This window comes from Algoriphagus boritolerans DSM 17298 = JCM 18970 (assembly GCF_900108085.1).
GTDB lineage: Bacteria > Bacteroidota > Bacteroidia > Cytophagales > Cyclobacteriaceae > Algoriphagus > Algoriphagus boritolerans.
Genome location: NZ_FNVR01000002.1, coordinates 251,199 through 272,590, shown reverse-complemented (window position 1 = coordinate 272,590; position 21,392 = coordinate 251,199). Strand labels below are relative to the sequence as shown.

The 21,392-nt window shown below is 42.6% G+C and carries 37 protein-coding genes; all 37 read right to left on the bottom strand.

What is annotated here, in order from left to right:
* Positions 1-6: 6 nt before the first annotated feature.
* Positions 7-555 (bottom strand): hypothetical protein, encoded by a 549-nt coding sequence (locus C4S61_RS03365; protein ID WP_103923377.1) that lies wholly within the window; start codon positions 553-555, stop codon positions 7-9.
* Positions 536-823 (bottom strand): FtsB family cell division protein, encoded by a 288-nt coding sequence (locus C4S61_RS03360; RefSeq protein WP_103923376.1) that lies wholly within the window; start codon positions 821-823, stop codon positions 536-538. Before C4S61_RS03360 ends, C4S61_RS03365 begins: the two co-directional genes overlap by 20 nt.
* A 90-nt stretch (positions 824-913) precedes the next feature.
* Positions 914-2,197 carry a phosphopyruvate hydratase gene (gene eno / locus C4S61_RS03355; RefSeq protein ID WP_103923375.1) on the bottom strand — a complete coding sequence of 428 codons (1,284 nt, stop codon included), beginning with the start codon at positions 2,195-2,197 and terminating at the stop codon, positions 914-916.
* Positions 2,198-2,219: 22 nt separating this feature from the next.
* Positions 2,220-3,317 (bottom strand): glutamine-hydrolyzing carbamoyl-phosphate synthase small subunit, encoded by a 1,098-nt coding sequence (carA, locus tag C4S61_RS03350; RefSeq protein ID WP_103923374.1) that lies wholly within the window; start codon positions 3,315-3,317, stop codon positions 2,220-2,222.
* A 117-nt stretch (positions 3,318-3,434) separates the two neighbouring features.
* The gene (rplQ, locus tag C4S61_RS03345; RefSeq protein ID WP_103923373.1) at positions 3,435-3,959 is read right to left on the bottom strand and encodes a 50S ribosomal protein L17; all 525 of its coding nucleotides are present in this window, start codon (positions 3,957-3,959) and stop codon (positions 3,435-3,437) included.
* 6 nt (positions 3,960-3,965) lie between these two features.
* Positions 3,966-4,955, bottom strand: a complete 990-nt coding sequence (locus tag C4S61_RS03340; protein WP_103923372.1) for a DNA-directed RNA polymerase subunit alpha — start codon at positions 4,953-4,955, stop codon at positions 3,966-3,968.
* A 35-nt stretch (positions 4,956-4,990) separates the two neighbouring features.
* Positions 4,991-5,596 (bottom strand): 30S ribosomal protein S4, encoded by a 606-nt coding sequence (gene rpsD, locus C4S61_RS03335; protein WP_103923371.1) that lies wholly within the window; start codon positions 5,594-5,596, stop codon positions 4,991-4,993.
* An 18-nt stretch (positions 5,597-5,614) separates the two neighbouring features.
* Entirely contained in the window at positions 5,615-6,013 is a 399-nt protein-coding gene (rpsK, locus tag C4S61_RS03330; protein ID WP_092731260.1) for a 30S ribosomal protein S11, read from the bottom strand.
* 15 nt (positions 6,014-6,028) lie between these two features.
* Positions 6,029-6,406, bottom strand: coding sequence for a 30S ribosomal protein S13 (gene rpsM / locus C4S61_RS03325; RefSeq protein WP_103923370.1), 378 nt, complete (start codon positions 6,404-6,406; stop codon positions 6,029-6,031).
* A 2-nt stretch (positions 6,407-6,408) separates the two neighbouring features.
* The gene (gene rpmJ, locus C4S61_RS03320; RefSeq protein ID WP_103923369.1) at positions 6,409-6,525 is read right to left on the bottom strand and encodes a 50S ribosomal protein L36; all 117 of its coding nucleotides are present in this window, start codon (positions 6,523-6,525) and stop codon (positions 6,409-6,411) included.
* A gap of 95 nt (positions 6,526-6,620) precedes the next feature.
* Positions 6,621-6,839 carry a translation initiation factor IF-1 gene (infA, locus tag C4S61_RS03315; RefSeq protein ID WP_103923368.1) on the bottom strand — a complete coding sequence of 73 codons (219 nt, stop codon included), beginning with the start codon at positions 6,837-6,839 and terminating at the stop codon, positions 6,621-6,623.
* Between the two features lies 1 nt (position 6,840).
* Entirely contained in the window at positions 6,841-7,614 is a 774-nt protein-coding gene (gene map / locus C4S61_RS03310; protein WP_103923367.1) for a type I methionyl aminopeptidase, read from the bottom strand.
* A 1-nt stretch (position 7,615) separates the two neighbouring features.
* On the bottom strand, positions 7,616-8,935 hold the full coding sequence (gene secY / locus C4S61_RS03305; protein ID WP_103923366.1) for a preprotein translocase subunit SecY: 1,320 nt from the start codon (positions 8,933-8,935) through the stop codon (positions 7,616-7,618).
* On the bottom strand, positions 8,936-9,385 hold the full coding sequence (gene rplO / locus C4S61_RS03300; RefSeq protein ID WP_103923365.1) for a 50S ribosomal protein L15: 450 nt from the start codon (positions 9,383-9,385) through the stop codon (positions 8,936-8,938).
* A gap of 2 nt (positions 9,386-9,387) precedes the next feature.
* Positions 9,388-9,567: a 50S ribosomal protein L30 gene (gene rpmD / locus C4S61_RS03295; RefSeq protein ID WP_086500303.1), complete on the bottom strand. Its 180-nt coding sequence runs from the start codon at positions 9,565-9,567 to the stop codon at positions 9,388-9,390.
* A gap of 5 nt (positions 9,568-9,572) precedes the next feature.
* Positions 9,573-10,091, bottom strand: coding sequence for a 30S ribosomal protein S5 (gene rpsE, locus C4S61_RS03290; protein WP_103923364.1), 519 nt, complete (start codon positions 10,089-10,091; stop codon positions 9,573-9,575).
* 5 nt (positions 10,092-10,096) lie between these two features.
* Complete coding sequence (gene rplR, locus C4S61_RS03285) at positions 10,097-10,447, bottom strand: 50S ribosomal protein L18 (RefSeq protein ID WP_103923363.1); 351 nt, start codon at positions 10,445-10,447, stop codon at positions 10,097-10,099.
* A 6-nt stretch (positions 10,448-10,453) separates the two neighbouring features.
* Entirely contained in the window at positions 10,454-11,011 is a 558-nt protein-coding gene (gene rplF, locus C4S61_RS03280; protein ID WP_103923362.1) for a 50S ribosomal protein L6, read from the bottom strand.
* 9 nt (positions 11,012-11,020) lie between these two features.
* Complete coding sequence (gene rpsH, locus C4S61_RS03275) at positions 11,021-11,416, bottom strand: 30S ribosomal protein S8 (protein ID WP_103923361.1); 396 nt, start codon at positions 11,414-11,416, stop codon at positions 11,021-11,023.
* Between the two features lie 82 nt (positions 11,417-11,498).
* A complete protein-coding gene (gene rpsN / locus C4S61_RS03270) occupies positions 11,499-11,768 on the bottom strand; it encodes a 30S ribosomal protein S14 (RefSeq protein WP_103923360.1) in 270 nt (89 codons plus the stop codon).
* 5 nt (positions 11,769-11,773) lie between these two features.
* Positions 11,774-12,331 (bottom strand): 50S ribosomal protein L5, encoded by a 558-nt coding sequence (gene rplE, locus C4S61_RS03265; RefSeq protein ID WP_103923359.1) that lies wholly within the window; start codon positions 12,329-12,331, stop codon positions 11,774-11,776.
* Positions 12,324-12,668, bottom strand: coding sequence for a 50S ribosomal protein L24 (rplX, locus tag C4S61_RS03260; protein WP_103923358.1), 345 nt, complete (start codon positions 12,666-12,668; stop codon positions 12,324-12,326). Before rplX ends, rplE begins: the two co-directional genes overlap by 8 nt.
* Positions 12,669-12,670: 2 nt before the next feature.
* Complete coding sequence (rplN, locus tag C4S61_RS03255) at positions 12,671-13,039, bottom strand: 50S ribosomal protein L14 (protein WP_026966248.1); 369 nt, start codon at positions 13,037-13,039, stop codon at positions 12,671-12,673.
* 2 nt (positions 13,040-13,041) lie between these two features.
* On the bottom strand, positions 13,042-13,305 hold the full coding sequence (gene rpsQ / locus C4S61_RS03250; RefSeq protein ID WP_103923357.1) for a 30S ribosomal protein S17: 264 nt from the start codon (positions 13,303-13,305) through the stop codon (positions 13,042-13,044).
* A gap of 19 nt (positions 13,306-13,324) precedes the next feature.
* Complete coding sequence (gene rpmC / locus C4S61_RS03245) at positions 13,325-13,507, bottom strand: 50S ribosomal protein L29 (RefSeq protein ID WP_103923356.1); 183 nt, start codon at positions 13,505-13,507, stop codon at positions 13,325-13,327.
* A 9-nt stretch (positions 13,508-13,516) separates the two neighbouring features.
* Positions 13,517-13,936, bottom strand: coding sequence for a 50S ribosomal protein L16 (rplP, locus tag C4S61_RS03240; protein WP_103923355.1), 420 nt, complete (start codon positions 13,934-13,936; stop codon positions 13,517-13,519).
* Between the two features lie 27 nt (positions 13,937-13,963).
* Positions 13,964-14,710 (bottom strand): 30S ribosomal protein S3, encoded by a 747-nt coding sequence (gene rpsC, locus C4S61_RS03235; protein ID WP_103923354.1) that lies wholly within the window; start codon positions 14,708-14,710, stop codon positions 13,964-13,966.
* Positions 14,711-14,718: 8 nt separating this feature from the next.
* Positions 14,719-15,111, bottom strand: coding sequence for a 50S ribosomal protein L22 (gene rplV, locus C4S61_RS03230; protein ID WP_103923353.1), 393 nt, complete (start codon positions 15,109-15,111; stop codon positions 14,719-14,721).
* Positions 15,112-15,113: 2 nt separating this feature from the next.
* Complete coding sequence (rpsS, locus tag C4S61_RS03225) at positions 15,114-15,392, bottom strand: 30S ribosomal protein S19 (protein WP_103923352.1); 279 nt, start codon at positions 15,390-15,392, stop codon at positions 15,114-15,116.
* Between the two features lie 2 nt (positions 15,393-15,394).
* Positions 15,395-16,219 carry a 50S ribosomal protein L2 gene (gene rplB, locus C4S61_RS03220; RefSeq protein WP_103923351.1) on the bottom strand — a complete coding sequence of 275 codons (825 nt, stop codon included), beginning with the start codon at positions 16,217-16,219 and terminating at the stop codon, positions 15,395-15,397.
* A 13-nt stretch (positions 16,220-16,232) separates the two neighbouring features.
* Complete coding sequence (rplW, locus tag C4S61_RS03215; RefSeq protein WP_103923350.1) at positions 16,233-16,520, bottom strand: 50S ribosomal protein L23; 288 nt, start codon at positions 16,518-16,520, stop codon at positions 16,233-16,235.
* Positions 16,521-16,524: 4 nt separating this feature from the next.
* Positions 16,525-17,154: a 50S ribosomal protein L4 gene (rplD, locus tag C4S61_RS03210; RefSeq protein ID WP_103923349.1), complete on the bottom strand. Its 630-nt coding sequence runs from the start codon at positions 17,152-17,154 to the stop codon at positions 16,525-16,527.
* A gap of 3 nt (positions 17,155-17,157) precedes the next feature.
* Positions 17,158-17,790, bottom strand: a complete 633-nt coding sequence (gene rplC, locus C4S61_RS03205; RefSeq protein ID WP_092731282.1) for a 50S ribosomal protein L3 — start codon at positions 17,788-17,790, stop codon at positions 17,158-17,160.
* 245 nt (positions 17,791-18,035) lie between these two features.
* Entirely contained in the window at positions 18,036-18,341 is a 306-nt protein-coding gene (gene rpsJ, locus C4S61_RS03200) for a 30S ribosomal protein S10 (protein ID WP_024284766.1), read from the bottom strand.
* Positions 18,342-18,352: 11 nt separating this feature from the next.
* A complete protein-coding gene (gene fusA / locus C4S61_RS03195; protein ID WP_103923348.1) occupies positions 18,353-20,470 on the bottom strand; it encodes an elongation factor G in 2,118 nt (705 codons plus the stop codon).
* 6 nt (positions 20,471-20,476) lie between these two features.
* On the bottom strand, positions 20,477-20,944 hold the full coding sequence (rpsG, locus tag C4S61_RS03190) for a 30S ribosomal protein S7 (RefSeq protein WP_092731221.1): 468 nt from the start codon (positions 20,942-20,944) through the stop codon (positions 20,477-20,479).
* Positions 20,945-20,963: 19 nt separating this feature from the next.
* Complete coding sequence (rpsL, locus tag C4S61_RS03185) at positions 20,964-21,380, bottom strand: 30S ribosomal protein S12 (protein WP_026966261.1); 417 nt, start codon at positions 21,378-21,380, stop codon at positions 20,964-20,966.
* Positions 21,381-21,392: the final 12 nt, after the last annotated feature.

Sequence of the window (21,392 nt, the reverse complement as noted above, 5' to 3'; positions counted from 1 at the left end):
CAATAATTACAAGACAAAACCCACTCGAATTGCATAAGGTTCAGCATAGTAAGAATTTCTATTGTCGTGAAGTAGATTGTACAAAAAAGTGAAATTAGCTCCTCCTCGTGATCCAAAAGGAGCAAAATACCCTACTCCGACAAAGAGGGCATTGGTCCAAGTCCGCCTGAAGTCCTCCAAAAAGTAATTGTAGGCATTCCAGTTGATTGATTCATATTCTATGTGGGTGAATATATTGGGCAGAATGTTATACCTCCCAAAAACCCTGCCCCCGTAGGAGGTACCTTGTCCACCTTGAAATCGATTGTCATCGTAATACTGAAAAGTACCGCCTAGACCGCCGGATAATTTTGGAGTGATCATCACACCCACAAGTGGTGAGACATCAATCAGGGTGAGTACCCCAAACTCAAAGCCGAAATTTCCACCATAATATAATCGATCTTTGAAAGAAGTCGAGTCTCCATAAATTTCCCGTTGGGCAAAACTCTGATTTGAGACAAAAAAAAGCCCAAAAAGGGCCATAATCATCCACTTACTTTTCCACAATGACATACAGATCCTCGGTTTGTTTTTTCATCAGGTATCGTTCACGGGCAAACTTCTCCAAGAGTTCGGGATTGCTCAAAAGTTCTTCGCGTTCAGCCATGATTTTCACTTTTTTCTCCTGATAAAACTCCTTCTGATCTTCGAGCTGATAGAGTTTTTGACTGAGCCGGAAATGATTTACCAGATTGTTGGAATCAATGAAGGTGATCCAAAAAAGAAAAAGCAGGGTTGCCAATACATAAAAGTTGCTGCTGTATTTGAGAAGTTTTTTCATGATAAAATAGATATCCTGAAAATGTACAAAAATAATGCAAAAAAAAGACAGCCTACCGTAGTAAGCTGTCCAATTGATAGTAGCATCAACTTATTTCAGTCTGCCTTTGAATACCGCAGACTCTCCCAATTGCTCCTCGATGCGTAGCAGCTGATTGTACTTGGCCATACGATCAGATCTGGAAGCGGAACCGGTTTTGATCTGTCCGCAGTTTACAGCCACGGCTAAGTCAGCGATGAAAGAATCCTCGGTTTCTCCGGATCTATGAGACATTACCGCAGTGAACCCTGCCTTATGTGCCAAGCTGATGGCGTTAAGAGTTTCTGTCAAGGTTCCGATCTGATTTACTTTGACTAGAATTGAGTTTGCAGATTTCTCCTCGATTCCTCTTTTGAGGAATTTCACGTTGGTCACAAAAAGATCGTCACCTACGAGCTGAACTTTATCGCCGATTTTGGCATTGAGCATTGCCCATCCGGCCCAGTCTTCTTCTGCGAAGCCATCCTCGATGGAGTCGATTGGGTATTTCTCAGTCAATTCAGTCAAGTATGCCACTTGCTCTTCTCTGGATCTGATTTTACCGGTTGGCCCTTCGAATTTGGTGTAGTCGTATTTTCCGTCTTTGTAAAATTCGGAAGAGGCACAATCCAAAGCGATGGTAACTTCGTCTCCTGCTTTGTATCCTGCTTTTGCAATTGCATCCAGGATGCAGCCCAAGGCTTCTTCTGTACCACCTGAGAAATTTGGAGCGAATCCTCCCTCGTCCCCTACTGCTGTGCTGAGTCCTTTGTCATGAAGGATTTTCTTCAGATTATGAAAAATCTCCGCACCCATTCGGATGGCCTCGGAGAAGCTGGAAGCTCCAATGGGACGAACCATAAACTCCTGAAATGCAATGGGTGCATCGGAGTGTGAGCCACCATTGATGATATTCAACATTGGGACAGGAAGCGTATTGGCATTGACCCCACCAATGTATCTGTAGAGGGGCTGACCCGCCTCCATGGCTGCTGCTTTGGCGACGGCAAGGGAAACTCCCAAAATCGCATTGGCACCTAGCTTGCTTTTGGTAGGAGTACCGTCGAGCCCGATCATGATCTGGTCAATGGTATTTTGCTCAAAAACATCCATCCCGACCAACTCAGGTGCGATGATATCATTGACATTGGCGACGGCTTTGAGGACGCCTTTGCCCAAGTATTTGCTATTGTCTCCGTCTCGGAGTTCTACTGCTTCATTTACTCCGGTGGAAGCGCCACTGGGTACAGCCGCACGGCCAAATGCACCGTTTTCGGTGAAAACATCTACTTCTACGGTTGGATTACCTCTTGAGTCGAGGATTTGTCTTGCATGAATTGATTGAATCAACGTCATAGTTTTAAAAGGTTTATTAGAATTAGTTTTGGTTAATTAGTGCGATAAATTCATCGAAAAGATATCGTGAATCGTGCGGCCCCGGGGAAGATTCGGGGTGATATTGGACAGAAAATGCATGCTTATTTTTCAGCCGAATCCCGGCCACGGTATTGTCATTGAGGTGAACGTGAGTGATTTCGACCTCGGAATTTCTCTCTGTATCCTCACGCACCACATTAAAGCCATGATTTTGGGACGTGATTTCACTATTCCCTGTTATCAGATTCTTGATCGGGTGGTTTAATCCCCGGTGTCCGTGGTGCATTTTGTAGGTTTTGATACCTACAGCTTCTGCCAGTAGTTGGTGTCCCAGGCAAATGCCAAATACAGGCTTACCTGTTTCTAAGATTTCTTTGACGGTATCTACAGCGTACTCCATAACTGCCGGATCTCCAGGCCCATTGGAAAGAAAGAAAGCATCAGGATTCCAGGATTGGATTTCTTGAATCTTGGTTTTAGCAGGGAATACTTTACAATAGACTCCTCGTGAAGCAAGGTTGCGAAGAATGTTTTTCTTTATGCCAAAGTCCAGACAGGCCACTTTGATGGGAGCACTTTCATCGCCAAAGAAATAAGGCTCCTGAGTACATACAGTGGATGAAAGCTCCAAGCCATTCATGTCGGGAACTTTTGCCAGCTCATGCTTGAGGCCTTCCAGATTTCCTTCAAATTCGGAGCTGATAATGGCATTCATCGCTCCTTTTGATCGCAGGTGTCTGACGAGCATTCGGGTATCAATATCAGCAATGCCTGTAATGCCATATTTCACCAAATAATCCTGAAGTGAACCGGACGCGTCCAATCTGGAAAAAATATCAGAGAAACTGTTGACGACTATCCCTGCAACACAAGGATGGTCTGATTCGATTTCTTCAGCATGGACCCCATAATTTCCAATATGGGAAGTGGTGGTCACTACAATCTGTCCGGTATAAGAAGGATCTGTGTAGATTTCCTGATATCCGGTCATACCGGTGTTAAAACAAATTTCGCCGCCATTGGTGCCGGGGTTGCCGATAAGGGAGCCATGGAAAACAGTCCCATCAGCCAGTAGAAGTGTTGCTTTCTGTTTTATCATTTTTTTTAATATTGCCCAAAGTTAACCAAATCTTGGGAAGGAGGATAAGAGGTATGGGTATAAAAAAAGGATTGAACCAGAGTCCAATCCTTTTGATAGTTGAAGATACTTTTCAATTTATTTTTCTTCATTGTCACTTTTAGCTTCCGGAGCACTGGGTGCTTCAGTTTTAGCCTCAACAGCAGGGGCAGCAGTAGCCGCAGCGGTTTCTTTCGCTGCTGAAGTTCCTCTACGGGATCTTCTGGTGGTCTTCTTAGCAGGCTTAGCATCTTTCAGCATCAGCTCATTGTAATCTACCAGCTCAATGATACACATTTCAGCGTTGTCACCCAAACGGAAACCAGTCTTTATAATTCTGGTATATCCACCGGGACGAGTGCCTACTTTTTCGATTACCTCACCGAAAAGCGCCTTGATGGCATCTTTGCTTTTCAGGTAAGAAAATGCAATACGTCTGTTATGTGTAGAATCTTCTTTTGCTCTGGTCACCAGAGGCTCAACAAACTTCTTCAATTCTTTTGCCTTGGCAAGCGTAGTTGAAATACGCTTGTGAAGAATCAGGGAAGTTGCCATGTTGGAAAGCATTGCCTTTCTGTGAGAGGCAGTTCGTCCAAGGTGGTTAAATTTCTTACCGTGTCTCATTTTATATTATTCTTCGTCAAGTTTGTACTTAGAAATATCCATCCCAAAGGTCAGCCCTTTTTCCTGGATCAATTGTTCCAGCTCAGCAAGAGACTTCTTACCGAAGTTTCTGAATTTCATCATATCTGAAATTTCAAGTCTTGCAAGATCGCCGAGTGTTCTTACATCAGCTGCTTTGAGGCAGTTGAATGCACGAACTGAAAGATCTAGATCGCTCAAAGAGGTCTTCAAAAGCTTACGCATGTGAAGGAATTCCTCATCGATAGGCTCAGGTTCTGCAACACCGGTAGAATCAAGGACCATAGTTTGGTCAGAGAAAAGCATAAAGTGCTGGATCAAAATCTTAGCTGATTCCTGAAGTGCTTTCTCAGGATGGATAGAACCATCAGTAGAGACTTCAAGGATCAATTTTTCAAAGTCAGTCTTCTGCTCCACTCGGGTGTTTTCGACACTATACTTCACATTTTTAATTGGAGTGAAGATGGCATCGATAGCAATGTGTCCGAATATCTGCTCTTTTGGTTTGGATTCTTCAGCCGGAAGGTATCCTCTTCCCTTTTCGACAGTGATTTCAATTTCGAAGTTTTTGGTATCGTCAATGTGACAAATAACCAACTCCGGATTGAGTATTTCGAAGGAAGAAGTGAACTTAGCAATGTCCCCTGCAGTGAATACTGACTGATTTTTGATTTCGACAGTGATTTTTCCGTCAAATGCATCGTGCACTTTCTTGAATCTCACCTGCTTCATGTTTAAAATAATATCAGTCACGTCTTCTACCACGCCCTCAATGGATGAGAATTCGTGAACCACTCCCGGGATTTTGATAGAAGTGATGGCGTATCCCTCCAATGAAGAAAGCAAGATTCTTCTCAGGGCGTTACCGATGGTAACTCCATAGCCTTTTTCAAGTGGTTTGAAGGTGAACAAGCCATGAAAGTCATCGGCTTTTTCCATCACCACTTTCTCTGGCATTTGAAATGCTAGTATGGACATATATCTCGTTCTGTTTTTAGCTGAAAATTGTAAAATTACTTAGAGTAAAGTTCGACAATGAGCTGCTCCTTGATATTCTCAGGAATATCATCTCTGCCTGGTACACTGACGAATTTGCCTGTCAAGGAAGCACTATCCCACTCTAACCAAGGATATCTGTTTGTACTTTTTCCTGCTAGGCTGCTGGTGATTGCTTCCAAAGACTTGGAGCGCTCCCGTACGGATACAAGATCACCAGGCTTTAAAGTGTAAGATGGAATGTTAACCACTTCACCGTTTACAAGGATATGCTTGTGTGATACAAGCTGTCTTGCTCCCCGTCGAGTCGGGGCAATTCCCAATCTGAAGACGGTGTTGTCTAAACGAGCTTCAAGGAGCTGTAGGAGGTTTTCACCGGTAATACCTGTTTTTCTGGAAGCGATGTCAAACATCTTTGCAAATTGTCTTTCCAATATGCCGTAGGTGTATTTAGCTTTCTGCTTCTCAGCCAGCTGGACAGCATATTCGGATTGCTTCTTTCTTCTTCCACGACCATGCATTCCTGGAGGGTAGTTTTTCTTTTGAAGCACCTTACTGTGCCCCTCTATTGGTTCTCCAAATTTTCTGGAGATTTTTGCCTTTGGACCTGTATATCTTGCCATTTCGTTAGCTTTTTAAAATTAAACTCTTCTACGCTTAGGAGGACGACAGCCATTGTGTGGCATTGGCGTAACGTCGATAATCGTAGTCACGTCCAATCCTACATTTTGCAATGTTCTGATCGCAGATTCACGACCAGACCCTGGTCCTTTTACGAAAACTTCGATTTTTCTCAAACCTAAGTCGTATGCTACTTGTCCGCAATTTTGAGCGGCCATTTGAGCAGCGTAAGGAGTATTTTTCTTTGAACCTCTGAAACCCATTTTACCGGCAGAAGCCCAAGAGATCACTTGACCTGCATTATTGGTAATTGAGATAATGATATTGTTGAAGGAGGCTCTGATGTGTGCCTGACCAACCGCTTCTACCTTTACAACTCTTTTTTTACCTTTTGCTTTATCGTTTCTTTTCTGAGCCATAATCTAAATCAGGTTTTATTTAGTTGCCTTCTTTTTGTTAGCAACAGTTTTTCGCTTACCCTTCCTTGTTCTGGCGTTGTTTTTAGTGCCTTGACCACGGACAGGAAGTCCTTTTCTGTGTCTCAAACCTCGGTAGCATCCGATGTCCATCAGACGCTTGATGTTAAGTTGGACTTCTGACTTCAGTACACCTTCGGTTCTGAATTCTTCAGCAATAATGTTACGAATAGCGGTAGATTCATCATCATTCCACTCTCCGGCTTTTTTGTCAAAGGAGATACCAGCTTTGGTAAGGATCGCTTTGGCAGCACTTCTACCTATACCAAAGATGTAGGTAAGTCCGATCTCGCCGCGCTTATTGTCCGGTATGTCTACACCTGCAATTCTAGCCATGATTAACCTTGTCTTTGTTTAAACTTAGGATTCTTCTTGTTGATGACAAACAACACTCCTTTTCTTCGGATTAGCTTGCAGTCAACACTTCTCTTTTTGATAGATGCTTTTACTTTCATCTTTTCTGTTTGTTTAAAGTGGTCAGATGGAACCTTGCATACTTAATTGTCCTATTAATCTAAGACCCTTGAGTGATGCTCAATTTCATTTCAGTCTATTTATATCGATATACTATTCTGCCTTTTGTTAAATCATAGGGAGATAATTCCAGCTTGACCTTATCTCCAGGGAGAATTTTGATGTAATTCATCCTCATTTTCCCCGAAATGTGAGCTACCAACTGATGTCCGTTTTCAAGTTCCACTTTAAACATTGCATTGGACAATGCTTCGATAATGGTACCGTCTTGCTCTATTGATGTCTGTTTGGCCATATTAGAATTTAAAGACCTCTTCTATGTATTTATGCGTTGTCAAAACTTCAGTTTTATCTTCCAATATTGCAACCGTATGCTCATAGTGAGCTGAAGGTTTCCGATCTGCAGTTCGGATAGTCCACCCGTCTCTTTCCTGTACAATGTTTCGTGTACCCAGATTGATCATTGGCTCAATTGCAATCACCATCCCTGCCTTAAGCAGGATACCACTTCCTTTTTTTCCATAATTGGGAACTTCAGGTGCTTCATGGAGCTTTTTTCCCAAACCATGCCCGACTAGCTCTCTGACTACGGTGTAGCCCTTTGCTTCGACAAATTTTTGGATTGCAAACCCAATATCACCAATTCGATTTCCAACTACAGCTTGCTCGATTCCTAAATAGAGTGAATCTCGAGTGGCTTTTAATAATGATCTGACAGAAGGGGAAACCTCACCGATAGGATATGTATAAGCGGAATCGCTATGAAAACCTTGGTGAAAGACTCCACAATCTACTGAGATTATATCGCCATCTTTCAATTCATAATCACTTGGAAAACCGTGAACAATTACTTCATTCACCGAAATACAAAGTGAAGCGGGAAAACCATTGTAGCCCTTAAACGAAGGTACTCCATTGTGATCCCTAATAAACTCTTCAGCAACTTTGTCAAGAAAAGAGGTCTTTACCCCTTCTCTGATATGCTTGGCTACTTCACCATGAGCTCTGCCAAGAATATCTGCACTCTTTTTTATCAACTGAACTTCTTCCGAAGTCTTGTATTGAATCATATTAAGCTACTTGGTAATTTGAAGGGTTATTCTTCAGATTACCACTTTTCATCATTCCCTCGTAATGTCTCATCAGCAAGTAACTCTCAATTTGCCTCAACGTATCCATGATCACACCTACCATAATAAGAAGGGAGGTACCACCATAGAACTGAGCAAATTCCCCACCTACACCGGCAATGATAGCCAAAGCAGGAAGAATTGCAACTGCTGCCAAGAGTATTGAGCCGGGCAATGTAATTTTGGAAATTATACCATCGATAAATTCGGAAGTTGGGGCACCAGGCTTAATTCCCGGCACAAACCCACCATTTCGCTTCATGTCTTCCGCAATCTGCTCTGGATTTACAGTAATAGCAGTGTAGAAGAAAGTAAAGATGATAATCAAGGCCGCAAACAATAAATTGTATTGCCAAGAAGTAAAGTCAGAAAATGTAGTTCCGATATAGTTGGCTATATCGCTTTCGCCAGCCCAAATTTGAGCGATCAAAGCGGGAACAAACATCAGTGACTGAGCAAAGATGATCGGCATAACACCGGAAGCATTCACTTTAATAGGAATGTATTGACGCTGACCGCCGTACACTTTACCACCTACTACTTGCTTTGCATATTGAACAGGAATCCTTCTGGTAGCTTCTGTCAAAGCAATAACTCCGACAACCACAAAGAACAGTACCAAAGCTTCAATAATCAAAAGCAACATACCTGAAGTACCTTTTTCAACTCCCTCAGCGATAATGGCTCCCGGGAACCTGGAAATGATACCGATCATGATCAGCATGGATATACCATTTCCGATGCCTTTTTCAGTGATTTTCTCACCTAACCACATACAGAACATTGTTCCTGCGGAGAGCAATACCAAAGAACTGAACATGAAAAGAGAGGTACTGACCATTACTGCCCCTGTAGGGAGAATGGTAGCAGATACGTAACCTATACCTTGTGCGATGGTAATCAAAATGGTAAGGACTCGGGTGATCTGGTTGATTCTTTTTCTTCCAGACTCACCCTCCTTTTGCATTTTCTGAAAATAGGGTACCCCGACAGTCAACAGCTGCAGCACGATGGATGCAGAAATGTAAGGCATGATTCCCAAACCAAAGATGGATGCATTACTGAATGCGCCTCCTAGAAAGGTGTCAATCAATCCAAAAATTCCTTCTGGAGTACCACCTAGCTTGGAAGGATCCACTCCGGGGAGTACGATGAATGAACCTAATCGGAAGATGATCAAGAATCCAATTGTATTGACAATTCTGACTCTCAGATCTTCAATTGAGAAAATGTTCTTAACTGTCGAAATAAACTTTTTCATTTATGAAATCTTGTTTACAGCACCACCTAGCTTTTCGATAGCTTCAACTGCGGAAGCGGAAAACTTGTGGGCAGTCACATCAATTTTGGCTGTAAGTTCTCCACCACCTAAGATCTTGATCTTATCATTCTTAGAAGCAATTCCATGAGAAACCAAAGCATCCATGTTGATTGTAGCCAGATTGAATTGTTCAGCCAAGGTCTGCAAGGTATCCAAATTTACCGGCTTGAATTCAACCCTGTTGAAGGATTTAAAGCCGAATTTTGGAACCCGTCTTTGAAGTGGCATTTGACCCCCTTCAAATCCGATTTTGGACTTATACCCTGAACGGGATTTAGCACCTTTATGACCTCTTGTTGAAGTTCCGCCGCGACCTGAACCGGTACCACGACCAATTCTCTTACGGTTTTTGGTAGAGCCTTCTGACGGAGTTAATGTATTTAGTTTCATAGTTAAGCTTCCTCCACTTTTACAAGGTGGTTAACTTTATTTACCATTCCAGCAATCTGTGGTGTATTTTCAACAACTACAGATTTACTGATCCGACCCAAACCCAGAGCAGTGATTGTTGCTTTCTGATCTTTTGGTCTGTCGATCGTACTTTTCGTTTGTGTGATCTTGATCTTTGCCATGATGATTATCCGTTAAAGACTTTTGCCATTTTCACACTACGCTGCTGTGATACAGCGATTGCATCTCTCAATTGAGTCAAAGCATCAATAGTTGCTTTAACCACGTTGTGTGGGTTTGAGGAACCTTTAGACTTAGCCAATACGTCTGTGACACCGGCACTTTCTAAAACAGCACGCATCGCACCACCGGCAATGACACCGGTACCTGCTGCAGCTGGCTTGATCAATACAAGTCCACCTCCGAATTTACCAATCTGCTCGTGTGGAATCGTGCCTTTCAATACCGGTACCTTGACCAGGTTTTTCTTTGCATCCTCGATGCCTTTAGTGATCGCATCTGTTACTTCATTGGCTTTACCCAAACCGTAACCTACTACACCTTGGCCATCACCTACAACTACGATTGCGGAAAATGAGAATCTTCTACCACCTTTTACCACTTTGGCTACTCGGTTAATAGCTACTACTTTCTCTTTTAATTCTGTATCTGTAGCCCTTATGGGTTTTCTTCTTACTTGAGACATAATGATTAAAATTTAAGGCCTCCTTCTCTGGCGCCTTCAGCCAAAGCTTTCACATTACCATGATACAAGTAGCCGTTTCTATCAAAGACCACTACAGATACACCATTAGCTACTGCTCTTTCGGCTAGTTTTTTACCTACTTCTTTGGATACTCCAAGATTAGTGTTGGCCTTAGCGCCAAGTTCTTTTGAAGAAGCCTGGGCCAAAGTAAGACCTTTAAGGTCATCTATCAATTGCGCGTAAATACCTGTATTACTCTTGAATACAGACAGACGAGGTCTGGAATCAGTACCAGAAATCTTTCTTCTGATACCCTGTTTGATTCTAAGTCTTCTGGAAGTCTTATTAAATGCCATAGCCTATTATTTTTTACCGGCAGTTTTACCAGCCTTACGTCTAACTTGTTCACCAACGAAACGCACACCTTTACCTTTGTATGGTTCCACCTTACGTAGAGATTTGATCTTGGCAGCAACCTGACCGATCAATTCTTTGTCAATACCTTCTAAAGAGATAAATGGGTTTTTACCTTTTGGAGTCTCTGTCTTAATCGAGATTTCATTGGGCATCGCCATGAAAATACTGTGAGAAAAACCTAAGCTAAGCTCGAGTATTTGACCTTGGTTGGAAGCCTTATAACCCACTCCCACTAATTCCAAATCTTTCTTGTAACCTTCAGAGACTCCGATCACCATGTTGTTGATCAAAGATCTGTAAAGGCCGTGCAAAGATTTATGTCTCTTAGACTCGGTAGGTCTAGCAACGATGACTTCGCCACCTTCGACTTTCACTTGAATATCAGGATTAACCTCCTGAGTCAGTGTACCCTTTGGACCTTTAACAGTGACAGTTCCATGAGCTGACACGTCTACAGTAACACCGCTGGGTATATTTATTGGTTTTTTACCTATTCTAGACATGATAGTATATTAATAAACGTAGCAAAGTACTTCGCCTCCGATACCTTCGGTACGTGCTTCTTTGTCAGTCATCACACCTTTGGAGGTGGATACGATTGCGATTCCCAAGCCATTAATGACTCTTGGGAGCTCATCGTGCTTCACATATTTTCTTAAACCTGGGGTACTTACTCTTTCAAGGCTTACGATAGCATTTTGCTTGCTGGTAGGATTGTACTTCAAAGCGATCTTAATGGAGCCCTGAGGACCATTTTGCTCAAACTTATAGTTTTGAATATATCCTTTGTCGTGCAATACTTTCGTAATCTCCTTCTTGATGTTAGATGCAGGTATCTCAACGATTCGGTGAGAAGCCTTGATGGCATTTCTCAACCTGGTCAGATAATCAGCTATTGGATCAGTCATGGTATTTTATAGTCTAGCTACACCCGTTTTGGGCGTGCAAAGTTACGAATTGATTTTTATAATAAAAACTACTGTCGTTATTTTACCAGCTGGACTTTGTAATTCCAGGGATTTTGCCTGCTGAGGCCATTTCTCTGAACGTTACCCTGTTGATACCAAACTTTCTCATGTAGCCTTTTGGACGACCGGTTAGTTTGCAACGATTATGTAATCTTACCGGTGAGGCGTTTTTTGGCAATTTATCAAGCGCTTCGTAATTGCCTGCTGCTTTCAGCTCGGCTCTTTTCTTAGCGTACTTGGCTACCAGATGCTCTCTTTTTCTCTCCCGAGCTTTGATGGATTCTTTTGCCATGATTATTATTCTTTGTTTTTGTTAGAGAACGGCATTCCGAAAGCTTTCAGTAAAGCAAGGCTTTCTTCGTCAGTTTTAGCTGAGGTCACGAATGTGATATCCATACCCGAGATTCTGTTTACCTTATCGATGGAAATCTCAGGGAAGATAATTTGCTCCGTTACACCCAAAGTATAGTTTCCCCTTCCGTCAAATCCCTTGTCAGAAATTCCTTTGAAGTCACGTACACGTGGTAGGGCGACAGTAATCAAGCGATCAAGAAATTCATACATCTTCTCGCCTCTCAACGTAACCTTTGCACCGATTGGCATCCCTTCTCTCAACTTAAAGTTAGACACCGCAATTTTTGACTTGGTAGCCACAGCTCTCTGTCCGGTAATAAGCGTAAGTTCCTCAACACCTTGATCCACTAGCTTCTTATCAGCAACCGCAGCACCGATTCCCTTGTTAAGGACAATCTTGGTCAACTGAGGAACTTGCATGATGGAAGAATATTGGAATTTCTCTTTCAAAGCCGGAACAATATCGCTCAGGTACTTTGATTTCATTCTTGAATTAGCCATTGATCACCTCCCCGGTTTTCTTTGAATACCTAACTAGTTTTCCGTTATCTCCTACTTTACGTCCAGTTCTGGTAGCTTCGCCAGTTTTTGGATCTACGAGCATAAGATTGCTGATATGAAGTGCTGCCTCCTTCTTTTCAATACCTCCTTGAGGCTTTGATGCGGTAGGCTTGACGTGTTTGGTAATCATATTAATTCCTTCCACGAATGCTCTTTTCTTTTCAGTATTTACAGAAAGCACTTTTCCTGTTTTTCCTTTGTCATCACCTGAGATTACTTTTACAGTATCACCGGTTTTGATATGCAGTTTTGTCTGCTTGTTGAATTTTCTTTCCATGATTAAAGTACTTCAGGGGCCAAGGAAATGATTTTCATGAACTGCTTTTCTCTAAGCTCTCTGGCCACGGGTCCGAAGATACGTGTACCTCTTGGCTCGTCGTTGTTGTTAAGCAACACAGCAGCATTATCTTCAAATCGGATGTATGACCCGTCTTTTCTACGGATTTCCTTTTTGGTTCGCACGATAACCGCTTTAGAAACGGTACCTTTTTTCATGTTGCTGGAAGATAGGGCTGACTTTACGGTCACGACTACTTTATCACCGATGGAAGCATAACGCTTGCCAGTTCCTCCCAATACGCGGATAACCAGTACTTCTTTAGCACCTGAATTATCTGCAACGCCTAATCTGGATTCTTGCTGTATCATGATTACTTAGCCCTTTCAATAATTTCAACTAATCTCCAACGCTTGTTTTTGCTCAGCGGACGAGTCTCACTGATTTTCACCAAGTCGCCTGGGTGACACTCATTGTTCTCGTCATGAACCATAAATTTGGTAGTCTTAGCAACAAATTTACCATAGATAGGGTGCTTCACTTTACGTTCCACAGCCACTGTTATGGATTTATCCATTTTGTCGCTTACGACTTTACCAACTCTTTCTTTGCGAAGATTTCTCTCAATCGTAGCCATTTTGTTTTCTGTTAGCTAGTTATTTGGAAGCTAATGCAGTCTTCAATCTTGCGACAAGACGCTTGGCTTCTCTGATTCTGTTAGGATTCTCTATTGGAGAAATCGAATGGGCAAACTTTAGTTTGCTTAGATTCTCCTGCTCAGCGACTACTCGCTCTGCGATCTCACTTGCGGAAAGCGATCTGATTTCTGTGTTCTTCATTGCTTATGATTATTCTGCGTAGTCTCTACGAATAACAAAACTTGTACTTACGGGTAGCTTCTGCTGCGCAAGTCTCAATGCATCTTTAGCAACCTCCAGACTCACGCCTGTAGCTTCGAAAAGTATTGTACCCGGTTTGATAACGGCTACCCAGTATTCCGGAGCACCTTTACCTTTACCCATACGTACCTCTGCGGGCTTTTTAGTGATCGGCTTGTCAGGAAAAATCCTGATCCAAACCTGACCTTCTCTCTTCATGGCTCTTGTCATGGCAATTCTAGCTGCCTCGATCTGGCGAGAAGTAATCCATCCTGGCTCAAGGGATTTGACACCAAAGTTACCAAAAGAGAGTTCTGCCCCTCTTGTAGCAAGACCTTTGACGCGGCCCTTGTGCATTTTTCTAAATTTAGTTCTTTTCGGCTGTAACATGATTTCTCACTTATTCGGTGAAAATAGTTATTTCTTATTTCGGCGTCTTGGACCGTTTTCTCTATCTCCGCGACCACCCTTTGGGTTTGGACCACGATGTGCGCCTTTTGGCTCATTCGCAGCACCTTGGTTTGGAGAAAGGTCTCTCTTTCCGTACACTTCACCTTTGAAGATCCAAACTTTGATTCCGATAATTCCATACACAGTAAGTGCTTCGGAAAGTGCGTAATCAATGTCAGCTCTAAGCGTATGGAGGGGAATTCTGCCTTCTTTGTACATTTCAGATCGAGCCATCTCAGCTCCACCTAATCGACCGGAAAGCTTAACTTTAATTCCTTCTGCTCCCACTCGCATGGATGCTGCAATGGCTTGTTTCATTGCTCTTCTGAAGGAAATTCTAGCCTGAAGCTGCTGTGCAATAGACTCACCAACCAACTTGGCATCCAGTTCAGGACGTTTAATTTCGAAGATATTGATTTGAATATCCTTGTTGGTGATCTTCTTAAGCTCTTCTTTCAGCTTATCTACTTCGGCTCCGCCTTTACCAATCACTACACCCGGTCTGGCGGTATGTATTGTCAAAGTGATTCTTTTAAGCGTACGCTCAATAATTACTTTAGAAATACCTCCTTTGGGGATTCTGGCAAGGACATATTTTCGGATTTGCTGATCTTCGTATAGTTTTTCAGCAAAGTCTTTCCCACCGTACCAGTTGGAATCCCAGCCTTTGACTACACCAAGTCTAAATCCTATTGGGTTAATCTTTTGTCCCATAGTCTTTGTTAATTTGCCTTTTCGTTTGTTTCAACTAAATCAGCGGTAACATCACCTGCAATGAATGCATCAACTACAAGGGTTACATGATTGGATCTTTTGCGGATTCTATGACCGCGTCCCTGAGGAGCTGGTCTTAGCCTCTTGAGTGATCTGCCTTCGTCCACCATAATGGTTTTGATATACAGATCAGCTTCTTCGAGCTTCTCTTCAGGATTTTTTGCCTGCCAGTTGGCCACTGCCGAAAGGAGAAGTTTCTCCAATTTCATCGCTCCATGATTAGGAGTGAATTTCAAAATGCTAAGTGCCATTCCTACTCGCTTACCTCTCACAAGGTCGGCCACAAGACGCATTTTGCGCGGGGATGTAGGGACATTTTTTAATCTTGCTACTGCTTCCATGATTATCTCTTTCCTTTATCTTTTTTAGCTACGTGGCCACGGAAGTTTCTAGTAGGAGCAAATTCACCCAGCTTGTGACCTACCATGTTGTCAGTGACAAACACCGGGATAAATTTATTTCCGTTATGCACTGCGAAGGTATGGCCTACGAAATCCGGGGAAATCATAGATCTTCTTGACCAAGTCTTGATGACAGATTTCTTGCCTGACTCGTTCATGACATCTACTTTCTTCACCAGATGGTGCTCGATATAAGGACCTTTTTTTAATGAACGTGCCATAATTATTTAGATCTTTTGCTGATGATGAACTTGTTTGAATACTTCTTAGGTGATCTGGTTTTCTTTCCTTTGGAAAGAAGTCCTTTTCTTGATCTTGGATGTCCACCAGAAGAACGGCCTTCACCACCACCCATTGGGTGATCGACAGGGTTCATAGCTACACCTCTAGTACGAGGTCTTACACCAAGCCATCTCTTACGACCAGCTTTCCCTAACACCACGTTCATATGATCACCGTTGGAGACAGTACCAACTGTTGCCATACAAGTACCCAAAACGAGTCTCATTTCACCGGACGGAAGTTTTACGGTCACGTATCTCGCATCACGAGCTACAATCTGCGCATATCCTCCGGCACTTCTTGCCATGGCACCACCATTACCTGGCTTCAATTCCACATTGTGTACAATCGTACCCATTGGAATATTTGCCATTGGCATGGCATTGCCCACTTCTGGAGCAACTTGCTCACCGGAAATCACTGTCTGACCTACTGTCAAACCTTCCGGGGCGATAATATAGGCCTTAGCACCGTCTGCGTAATAGAGTAGGGCAAGACGAGCTGTTCGGTTTGGATCGTATTCAATAGCTTTCACTGTCGCAGGTACACCAAACTTGTTTCTTTTGAAGTCTACTATTCTGAGTCTTCTCTTATGACCCCCACCGATGTAGCGGGCAGTCATTTTGCCTGTATTATTTCTTCCGCCTGATTTCTTCAAAGGAGCAAGAAGTGATTTTTCCGGCTTTGACTTGGTAATCTCGTCAAAAGCAGGAGCCACTCTGAATCTTGTCCCTGGAGTTACAGGCTTCAACTTTTTAATTGCCATGATATTGATTCAATTAAATTTCTCCGTAAAAATCAATTACCTCACCGTCAGCTATCTGCACAATTGCTTTTTTGAAAGCATTGGTATAACCAGAGACGATTTTATTCTTGGTGTAGCGCGTCTTATGCTTTGCAGCATAGCGTAGGGTACGAACAGACATCACTTTCACTCCGTATGTTTTCTCTACCGCATTTCTAATCTGGATTTTGTCGGCGGTTTTTTCTACAATAAATCCGTAGACTCCTCTTTCGTTACCAGCAGAAATTTTTTCTGTAATCAAAGGCTGCTTTAGAATATCCATTGTCTTATTTCGATAAAATGGTTTCCAACTTACTTAATGAACCTTCACACAAAACCAATTGGTCAGCATTAAGAACTTGGTAAGTATTTACATCATTTACAGTCACTACTTTCGCTTTTGGAAGGTTTCTGCTGGACAAGAACACATTCTTGTCTTCTGTCGGAAGCACCAATAGGGTCTTCTTATCAGAAAGAGAAAGTCCATTTAGCCAAGCGATATAGTTTTTGGTTTTTGGAGCATCAAATGAAAGATCCTCTACTATTACCAAGCTATTTTCTAACACTTTGTAAGAAAGTGCAGACTTACGAGCCAACTGTTTTACTTTTTTATTGAGTTTGAAAGAGTAGTCTCTCGGTCTAGGACCGAATACTCTACCACCTCCACGAAAAACAGGAGATTTTAAAGATCCAGCACGAGCACCACCGGTACCTTTTTGCTTTTTGATCTTCTTAGTAGAGCCTGCTACTTCGTTTCTTTCTTTTGATTTGTGAGTTCCCTGTCTTTGGTTAGCCAGGTACTGTTTCACGTCCAGGTAGATTGCGTTATCGTTTGGTGCGATCGCGAAAATCTCGTCAGAAAGTGTCACCTTTCTACCTGTATCTTCTCCTTTGTGATTGATTACTGCTAATTCCATGGCTTATTTCTCAAGAATTACAAAAGAGTTCTTTGGGCCAGGTACTGAACCGGAAACCAACAATAGGTTCTGCTCAGGATAGACTTTCAATACTCTTAGGTTGATTACTTTTACTCTGTCACCACCAGTTCTACCGGCCATTCTCATGCCTTTGAATACTCTGGATGGCCAAGAACATGCACCAATGGAACCTGGGTGTCTCCCTCTGTTATGCTGACCGTGAGTTTGTCCACCCACACCGGCAAAACCATGACGCTTCACAACACCCTGGAAGCCTTTACCTTTTGAAGTACCAATGGCATCAACGAAGTCACCTTCCACGAAAACCTCTTTGGCATTCACTGTCTTTCCGAGCTCCACTTGGCCTTCAAACTCGACCCTGAAGTCACGGAATTCAACAACTTTCTGCTTTGGCGTAGTACCGGCCTTTTTAAAATGACCGATTAGTGGCTTAGGAGTGTTTTTCTCCTTACGCTCACCGAATGCCAACTGCACTGCGTTGTACCCGTCTGTTTCAACGTTTTTTACTTGCGTCACTACGCAAGGACCAGCTTCTATTAGCGTGCATGCGACGTTACGTCCATCGGCACTGAAGATGCTAGTCATTCCTACTTTTTTTCCTATAATACCAGACATCTTTATTAAGATAATTTGATAATCCACAAGAGATTACACACTTGGGCCCTTTTAAAGGACTGCAAAGTTACTGAAATATAATTTGGCAACAAATCCCAACTCCAATATTTTCAAACAATTAGAAAAAATGATTTCGTTTGGACGGAATTAGTTCCGACTTGGTGAAAGAAAATTTTAAAATTTGACAGAAAACAAAAGGCCTGCAGGGTATGCAGGCCTTTTTGAATTTTAAACTTAAAGTCCGGTCAGACTTTGATCTCTACATCCACTCCACTTGGAAGCTCGATTTTCATTAGTGCATCCACCGTTTTGGAGGAATTTGAATAGATATCTACCAGCCTTTTATAGGTACACAATTGGTACTGATCTCTTGCCTTCTTATTTACGTGTGGAGATTTCAACACTGTAAATTTTTCCTTTTTAGTAGGCAATGGAATAGGTCCAACTACTACCGCGCCAGTGGCTTTTACAGCCTTCACGATCTTCTCTGATGACTTATCCACCAGGCTGTGATCGTATGATTTTAGTTTTATTCTGATTTTCTGGTTCATTTTCTTGAAGATTAGGCTTTTTCACCTTTTACTTTAGCAATTACTCCTTCGGCGATGTTATTTGGAACGGGCTCATAGTGAGAGAAGGTCAAAGACGCAGTCGCTCTACCAGAGGTGATGGTTCTCAAATCAGTCACATATCCAAACAACTCGGACAAAGGAACATTGGCTTTGACAACAGTAGAGGAACCTTTGGTATCCATACCTTTCATCAAACCTCTTCTTCTGTTCAAGTCACCTGTGATTGGTCCGGTGTATTCATCCGGAGTTACTACGTCCACTGCCATGATCGGCTCCAGCAATTGGGGCTTACACTTTTTAGCAGCTTCTTTGAATCCTATTCTGGCAGCCAATTCGAAGGAAAGTGCATCCGAATCGACATCATGGTAAGAACCATGAAACAATCTCACTTTCATTGATTCGATTGGGTATCCTGCCAAAGGACCATTCTTCATTGCTTCCTGGAAACCCTTCTGGACTGGCTGAATAAATTCTTTTGGAATTACACCACCTACAATTCCATTGATGAAATCTAATCCTGGCTTAATTTCTCCAGTCTCAGGATCCGGATCTCTTGGTCCCAATTCGAATACGATATCAGCAAATTTACCTTTACCACCTGTCTGCTTCTTGTAAACTTCTTTGTGCTCAACTGAACCAAACAAAGCTTCTTTGTAAGCAACCTGAGGAGCTCCTTGGTTGATTTCAACCTTAAATTCACGCTTCAATCGGTCGATGATGATCTCCAGGTGAAGCTCACCCATACCTCTCAGGATAGTCTGACCAGTTTCTTGATCAGTATTCACCTGAAGTGTTGGATCTTCTTCAATCAATTTGGCAATCGCCATACCCAGCTTATCGACATCGGCCTGGGTTTTAGGTTCAATCGCATAGCCGATAACCGGCTCTGGGAACACCATAGACTCCAATACTACCTTGCGCCTTTCGTCGCAAAGGGTATCGCCTGTCTTGATATCTTTAAAACCTACTACTGCTCCAATGTCACCGGCTACCAAACGCTCGATTTGGTTTTGCTTGTTGGCGTGCATTTGGAATACTCGGGAAATACGCTCTTTGTTACCTGAACGGCTATTATAAACATAAGAACCTGATTCAAGTGTGCCTGAATATGCTCTAACGAAGCAGAGGCGACCCACAAACGGGTCAGTGGCAATCTTAAATGCCAAGCCAGTGAATGGCTCTTTTTCGTCAGGATTGATCACAACGTCCTCTTCGGTATCTATGCTTGTAGCAACGATCGCTTCTTTATCCAAAGGAGAAGGAAGCAATTCCATCACCAAGTCAAGCATGGTCTGAACACCTTTGTTTTTGAAAGAAGAACCACATACCATAGGGACAATTTTCATGTCGATGGTAGCTGCTCTAAGTGCTTTCAAAATCTCAGCTTCAGTGATTGAGTTTGGATCTTCAAAGAATTTCTCCATCAAAGACTCATCGTAATCTGCAACTGCCTCCAATAGATGTTCTCTATATTCAGCAACTTCTTCCAGCATATCTTCAGGAATCGGAACTTCTTGGAATGTCATTCCAAAATCATCCTCGTTCCAGACGATTCCCCGGTTGTTGATCAAATCAACTACACCTCGGAATTTATCTTCAGCACCGATCGGAAGCTGTAAAGGAACTGCATAGCTTCCCAGCATTTCTTTTACTTGCTTGCATACTTCCAAAAAGTCAGCGCCAGCACGGTCCATCTTATTGACAAATCCGATACGGGCTACCTTATAATTATCTGCCAATCTCCAGTTGGTCTCAGACTGTGGCTCTACACCATCCACCGCGCTGAACAGGAAAACCAGACCATCTAGAATTCGCAAGGAACGGTTAACTTCAACAGTAAAGTCAACGTGTCCCGGAGTATCTATGATATTAACATTGTATTTGTTATCCCGGTAGTTCCAAAAAACAGTAGTAGCTGCTGAAGTGATGGTAATCCCTCTTTCCTGCTCCTGCGCCATCCAGTCCATGGTAGCCGCACCGTCGTGAACTTCACCGATCTTGTGACTTACCCCTGAGTAAAAAAGGATACGCTCAGTTGTCGTTGTTTTACCTGCATCAATGTGAGCGGCAATACCAATATTTCTGGTGTATTTTAAATCTCTTGCCATTCTTAATTAAAATCTAAAGTGTGAGAATGCTTTGTTAGCCTCAGCCATTCTGTGTGTATCATCTTTTTTCTTAACAGCGGCACCTTCGCCTTTTGCTGCCGCGATGATTTCACCCGCTAATCGGTCCATCATTGTTTTCTCACCTCTTCTACGCGCGTAGTTGATCATCCACTTGATTCCAAGGGACACTTTTCTTTCAGGTCTGACTTCCATAGGAACCTGGAATGTAGCACCACCAACTCTACGACTCTTCACCTCTACGGCAGGAGTAATATTGTTAAGCGCTTTTTTCCAAACTTCAAGACCATTCTCACCTACTTTGGCTTCTACTTTTGCAACTGCATCGTAGAAAATGTTGTAAGCAATACTCTTCTTCCCGTCAAACATCAGACAGTTTACAAACTTGGTCACCAAAGTATCATTGAACTTTGGATCAGGAAGAATATATCTCTTCTTTGGTTTCGCTTTTCTCATTTTTTTTTAGCGTGTTTTATTATTTCTTTTTGCCTTTGACAGGGGCTGCTGGAGCACCTTTGCCAGCTTTAGGTCTTTTAGCACCATACTTAGAGCGACCTTGCTTACGGTCTTTTACTCCGGCTGTATCCAATGCACCTCGGATGATGTGGTATCTTACACCCGGGAGATCCTTTACACGACCTCCTCTGATCAATACGATCGAGTGCTCCTGCAGATTGTGACCTTCACCTGGAATGTAAGCATTCACTTCTTTTCCGTTCGTCAATCTTACCCTTGCCACCTTTCTCATCGCGGAGTTTGGCTTTTTAGGGGTCGTAGTGTATACTCTGGTACAAACACCTCTACGCTGAGGACATGCGTCCAAAGCCCGAGACTTTGATTTGATTTCCAGCGTAGTTCTACCTTTTCTTACTAACTGTTGAATAGTAGGCATTAACTGATGATA

Bases quoted from the DNA above. Each gene is read 5' to 3' on its own strand.
- C4S61_RS03365 (WP_103923377.1), bottom strand. From the start codon at position 555: ATGTCATTGTGGAAAAGTAAGTGGATGATTATGGCCCTTTTTGGGCTT.
- C4S61_RS03360 (WP_103923376.1), bottom strand. From the start codon at position 823: ATGAAAAAACTTCTCAAATACAGCAGCAACTTTTATGTATTGGCAACC.
- eno (WP_103923375.1), bottom strand. From the start codon at position 2,197: ATGACGTTGATTCAATCAATTCATGCAAGACAAATCCTCGACTCAAGA.
- carA (WP_103923374.1), bottom strand. From the start codon at position 3,317: ATGATAAAACAGAAAGCAACACTTCTACTGGCTGATGGGACTGTTTTC.
- rplQ (WP_103923373.1), bottom strand. From the start codon at position 3,959: ATGAGACACGGTAAGAAATTTAACCACCTTGGACGAACTGCCTCTCAC.
- C4S61_RS03340 (WP_103923372.1), bottom strand. From the start codon at position 4,955: ATGTCCATACTAGCATTTCAAATGCCAGAGAAAGTGGTGATGGAAAAA.
- rpsD (WP_103923371.1), bottom strand. From the start codon at position 5,596: ATGGCAAGATATACAGGTCCAAAGGCAAAAATCTCCAGAAAATTTGGA.
- rpsK (WP_092731260.1), bottom strand. From the start codon at position 6,013: ATGGCTCAGAAAAGAAACGATAAAGCAAAAGGTAAAAAAAGAGTTGTA.
- rpsM (WP_103923370.1), bottom strand. From the start codon at position 6,406: ATGGCTAGAATTGCAGGTGTAGACATACCGGACAATAAGCGCGGCGAG.
- rpmJ (WP_103923369.1), bottom strand. From the start codon at position 6,525: ATGAAAGTAAAAGCATCTATCAAAAAGAGAAGTGTTGACTGCAAGCTA.
- infA (WP_103923368.1), bottom strand. From the start codon at position 6,839: ATGGCCAAACAGACATCAATAGAGCAAGACGGTACCATTATCGAAGCA.
- map (WP_103923367.1), bottom strand. From the start codon at position 7,614: ATGATTCAATACAAGACTTCGGAAGAAGTTCAGTTGATAAAAAAGAGT.
- secY (WP_103923366.1), bottom strand. From the start codon at position 8,935: ATGAAAAAGTTTATTTCGACAGTTAAGAACATTTTCTCAATTGAAGAT.
- rplO (WP_103923365.1), bottom strand. From the start codon at position 9,385: ATGAAACTAAATACATTAACTCCGTCAGAAGGCTCTACCAAAAACCGT.
- rpmD (WP_086500303.1), bottom strand. From the start codon at position 9,567: ATGGCAAAGATCAAGATCACACAAACGAAAAGTACGATCGACAGACCA.
- rpsE (WP_103923364.1), bottom strand. From the start codon at position 10,091: ATGTCTCAAGTAAGAAGAAAACCCATAAGGGCTACAGATACAGAATTA.
- rplR (WP_103923363.1), bottom strand. From the start codon at position 10,447: ATGGCATTTAATAAGACTTCCAGAAGACTTAGAATCAAACAGGGTATC.
- rplF (WP_103923362.1), bottom strand. From the start codon at position 11,011: ATGTCTAGAATAGGTAAAAAACCAATAAATATACCCAGCGGTGTTACT.
- rpsH (WP_103923361.1), bottom strand. From the start codon at position 11,416: ATGACTGATCCAATAGCTGATTATCTGACCAGGTTGAGAAATGCCATC.
- rpsN (WP_103923360.1), bottom strand. From the start codon at position 11,768: ATGGCAAAAGAATCCATCAAAGCTCGGGAGAGAAAAAGAGAGCATCTG.
- rplE (WP_103923359.1), bottom strand. From the start codon at position 12,331: ATGGCTAATTCAAGAATGAAATCAAAGTACCTGAGCGATATTGTTCCG.
- rplX (WP_103923358.1), bottom strand. From the start codon at position 12,668: ATGGAAAGAAAATTCAACAAGCAGACAAAACTGCATATCAAAACCGGT.
- rplN (WP_026966248.1), bottom strand. From the start codon at position 13,039: ATGATACAGCAAGAATCCAGATTAGGCGTTGCAGATAATTCAGGTGCT.
- rpsQ (WP_103923357.1), bottom strand. From the start codon at position 13,305: ATGGCTACGATTGAGAGAAATCTTCGCAAAGAAAGAGTTGGTAAAGTC.
- rpmC (WP_103923356.1), bottom strand. From the start codon at position 13,507: ATGAAGAACACAGAAATCAGATCGCTTTCCGCAAGTGAGATCGCAGAG.
- rplP (WP_103923355.1), bottom strand. From the start codon at position 13,936: ATGTTACAGCCGAAAAGAACTAAATTTAGAAAAATGCACAAGGGCCGC.
- rpsC (WP_103923354.1), bottom strand. From the start codon at position 14,710: ATGGGACAAAAGATTAACCCAATAGGATTTAGACTTGGTGTAGTCAAA.
- rplV (WP_103923353.1), bottom strand. From the start codon at position 15,111: ATGGAAGCAGTAGCAAGATTAAAAAATGTCCCTACATCCCCGCGCAAA.
- rpsS (WP_103923352.1), bottom strand. From the start codon at position 15,392: ATGGCACGTTCATTAAAAAAAGGTCCTTATATCGAGCACCATCTGGTG.
- rplB (WP_103923351.1), bottom strand. From the start codon at position 16,219: ATGGCAATTAAAAAGTTGAAGCCTGTAACTCCAGGGACAAGATTCAGA.
- rplW (WP_103923350.1), bottom strand. From the start codon at position 16,520: ATGGATATTCTAAAGCAGCCTTTGATTACAGAAAAAATTTCTGCTGGT.
- rplD (WP_103923349.1), bottom strand. From the start codon at position 17,154: ATGGAATTAGCAGTAATCAATCACAAAGGAGAAGATACAGGTAGAAAG.
- rplC (WP_092731282.1), bottom strand. From the start codon at position 17,790: ATGTCTGGTATTATAGGAAAAAAAGTAGGAATGACTAGCATCTTCAGT.
- rpsJ (WP_024284766.1), bottom strand. From the start codon at position 18,341: ATGAACCAGAAAATCAGAATAAAACTAAAATCATACGATCACAGCCTG.
- fusA (WP_103923348.1), bottom strand. From the start codon at position 20,470: ATGGCAAGAGATTTAAAATACACCAGAAATATTGGTATTGCCGCTCAC.
- rpsG (WP_092731221.1), bottom strand. From the start codon at position 20,944: ATGAGAAAAGCGAAACCAAAGAAGAGATATATTCTTCCTGATCCAAAG.
- rpsL (WP_026966261.1), bottom strand. From the start codon at position 21,380: ATGCCTACTATTCAACAGTTAGTAAGAAAAGGTAGAACTACGCTGGAA.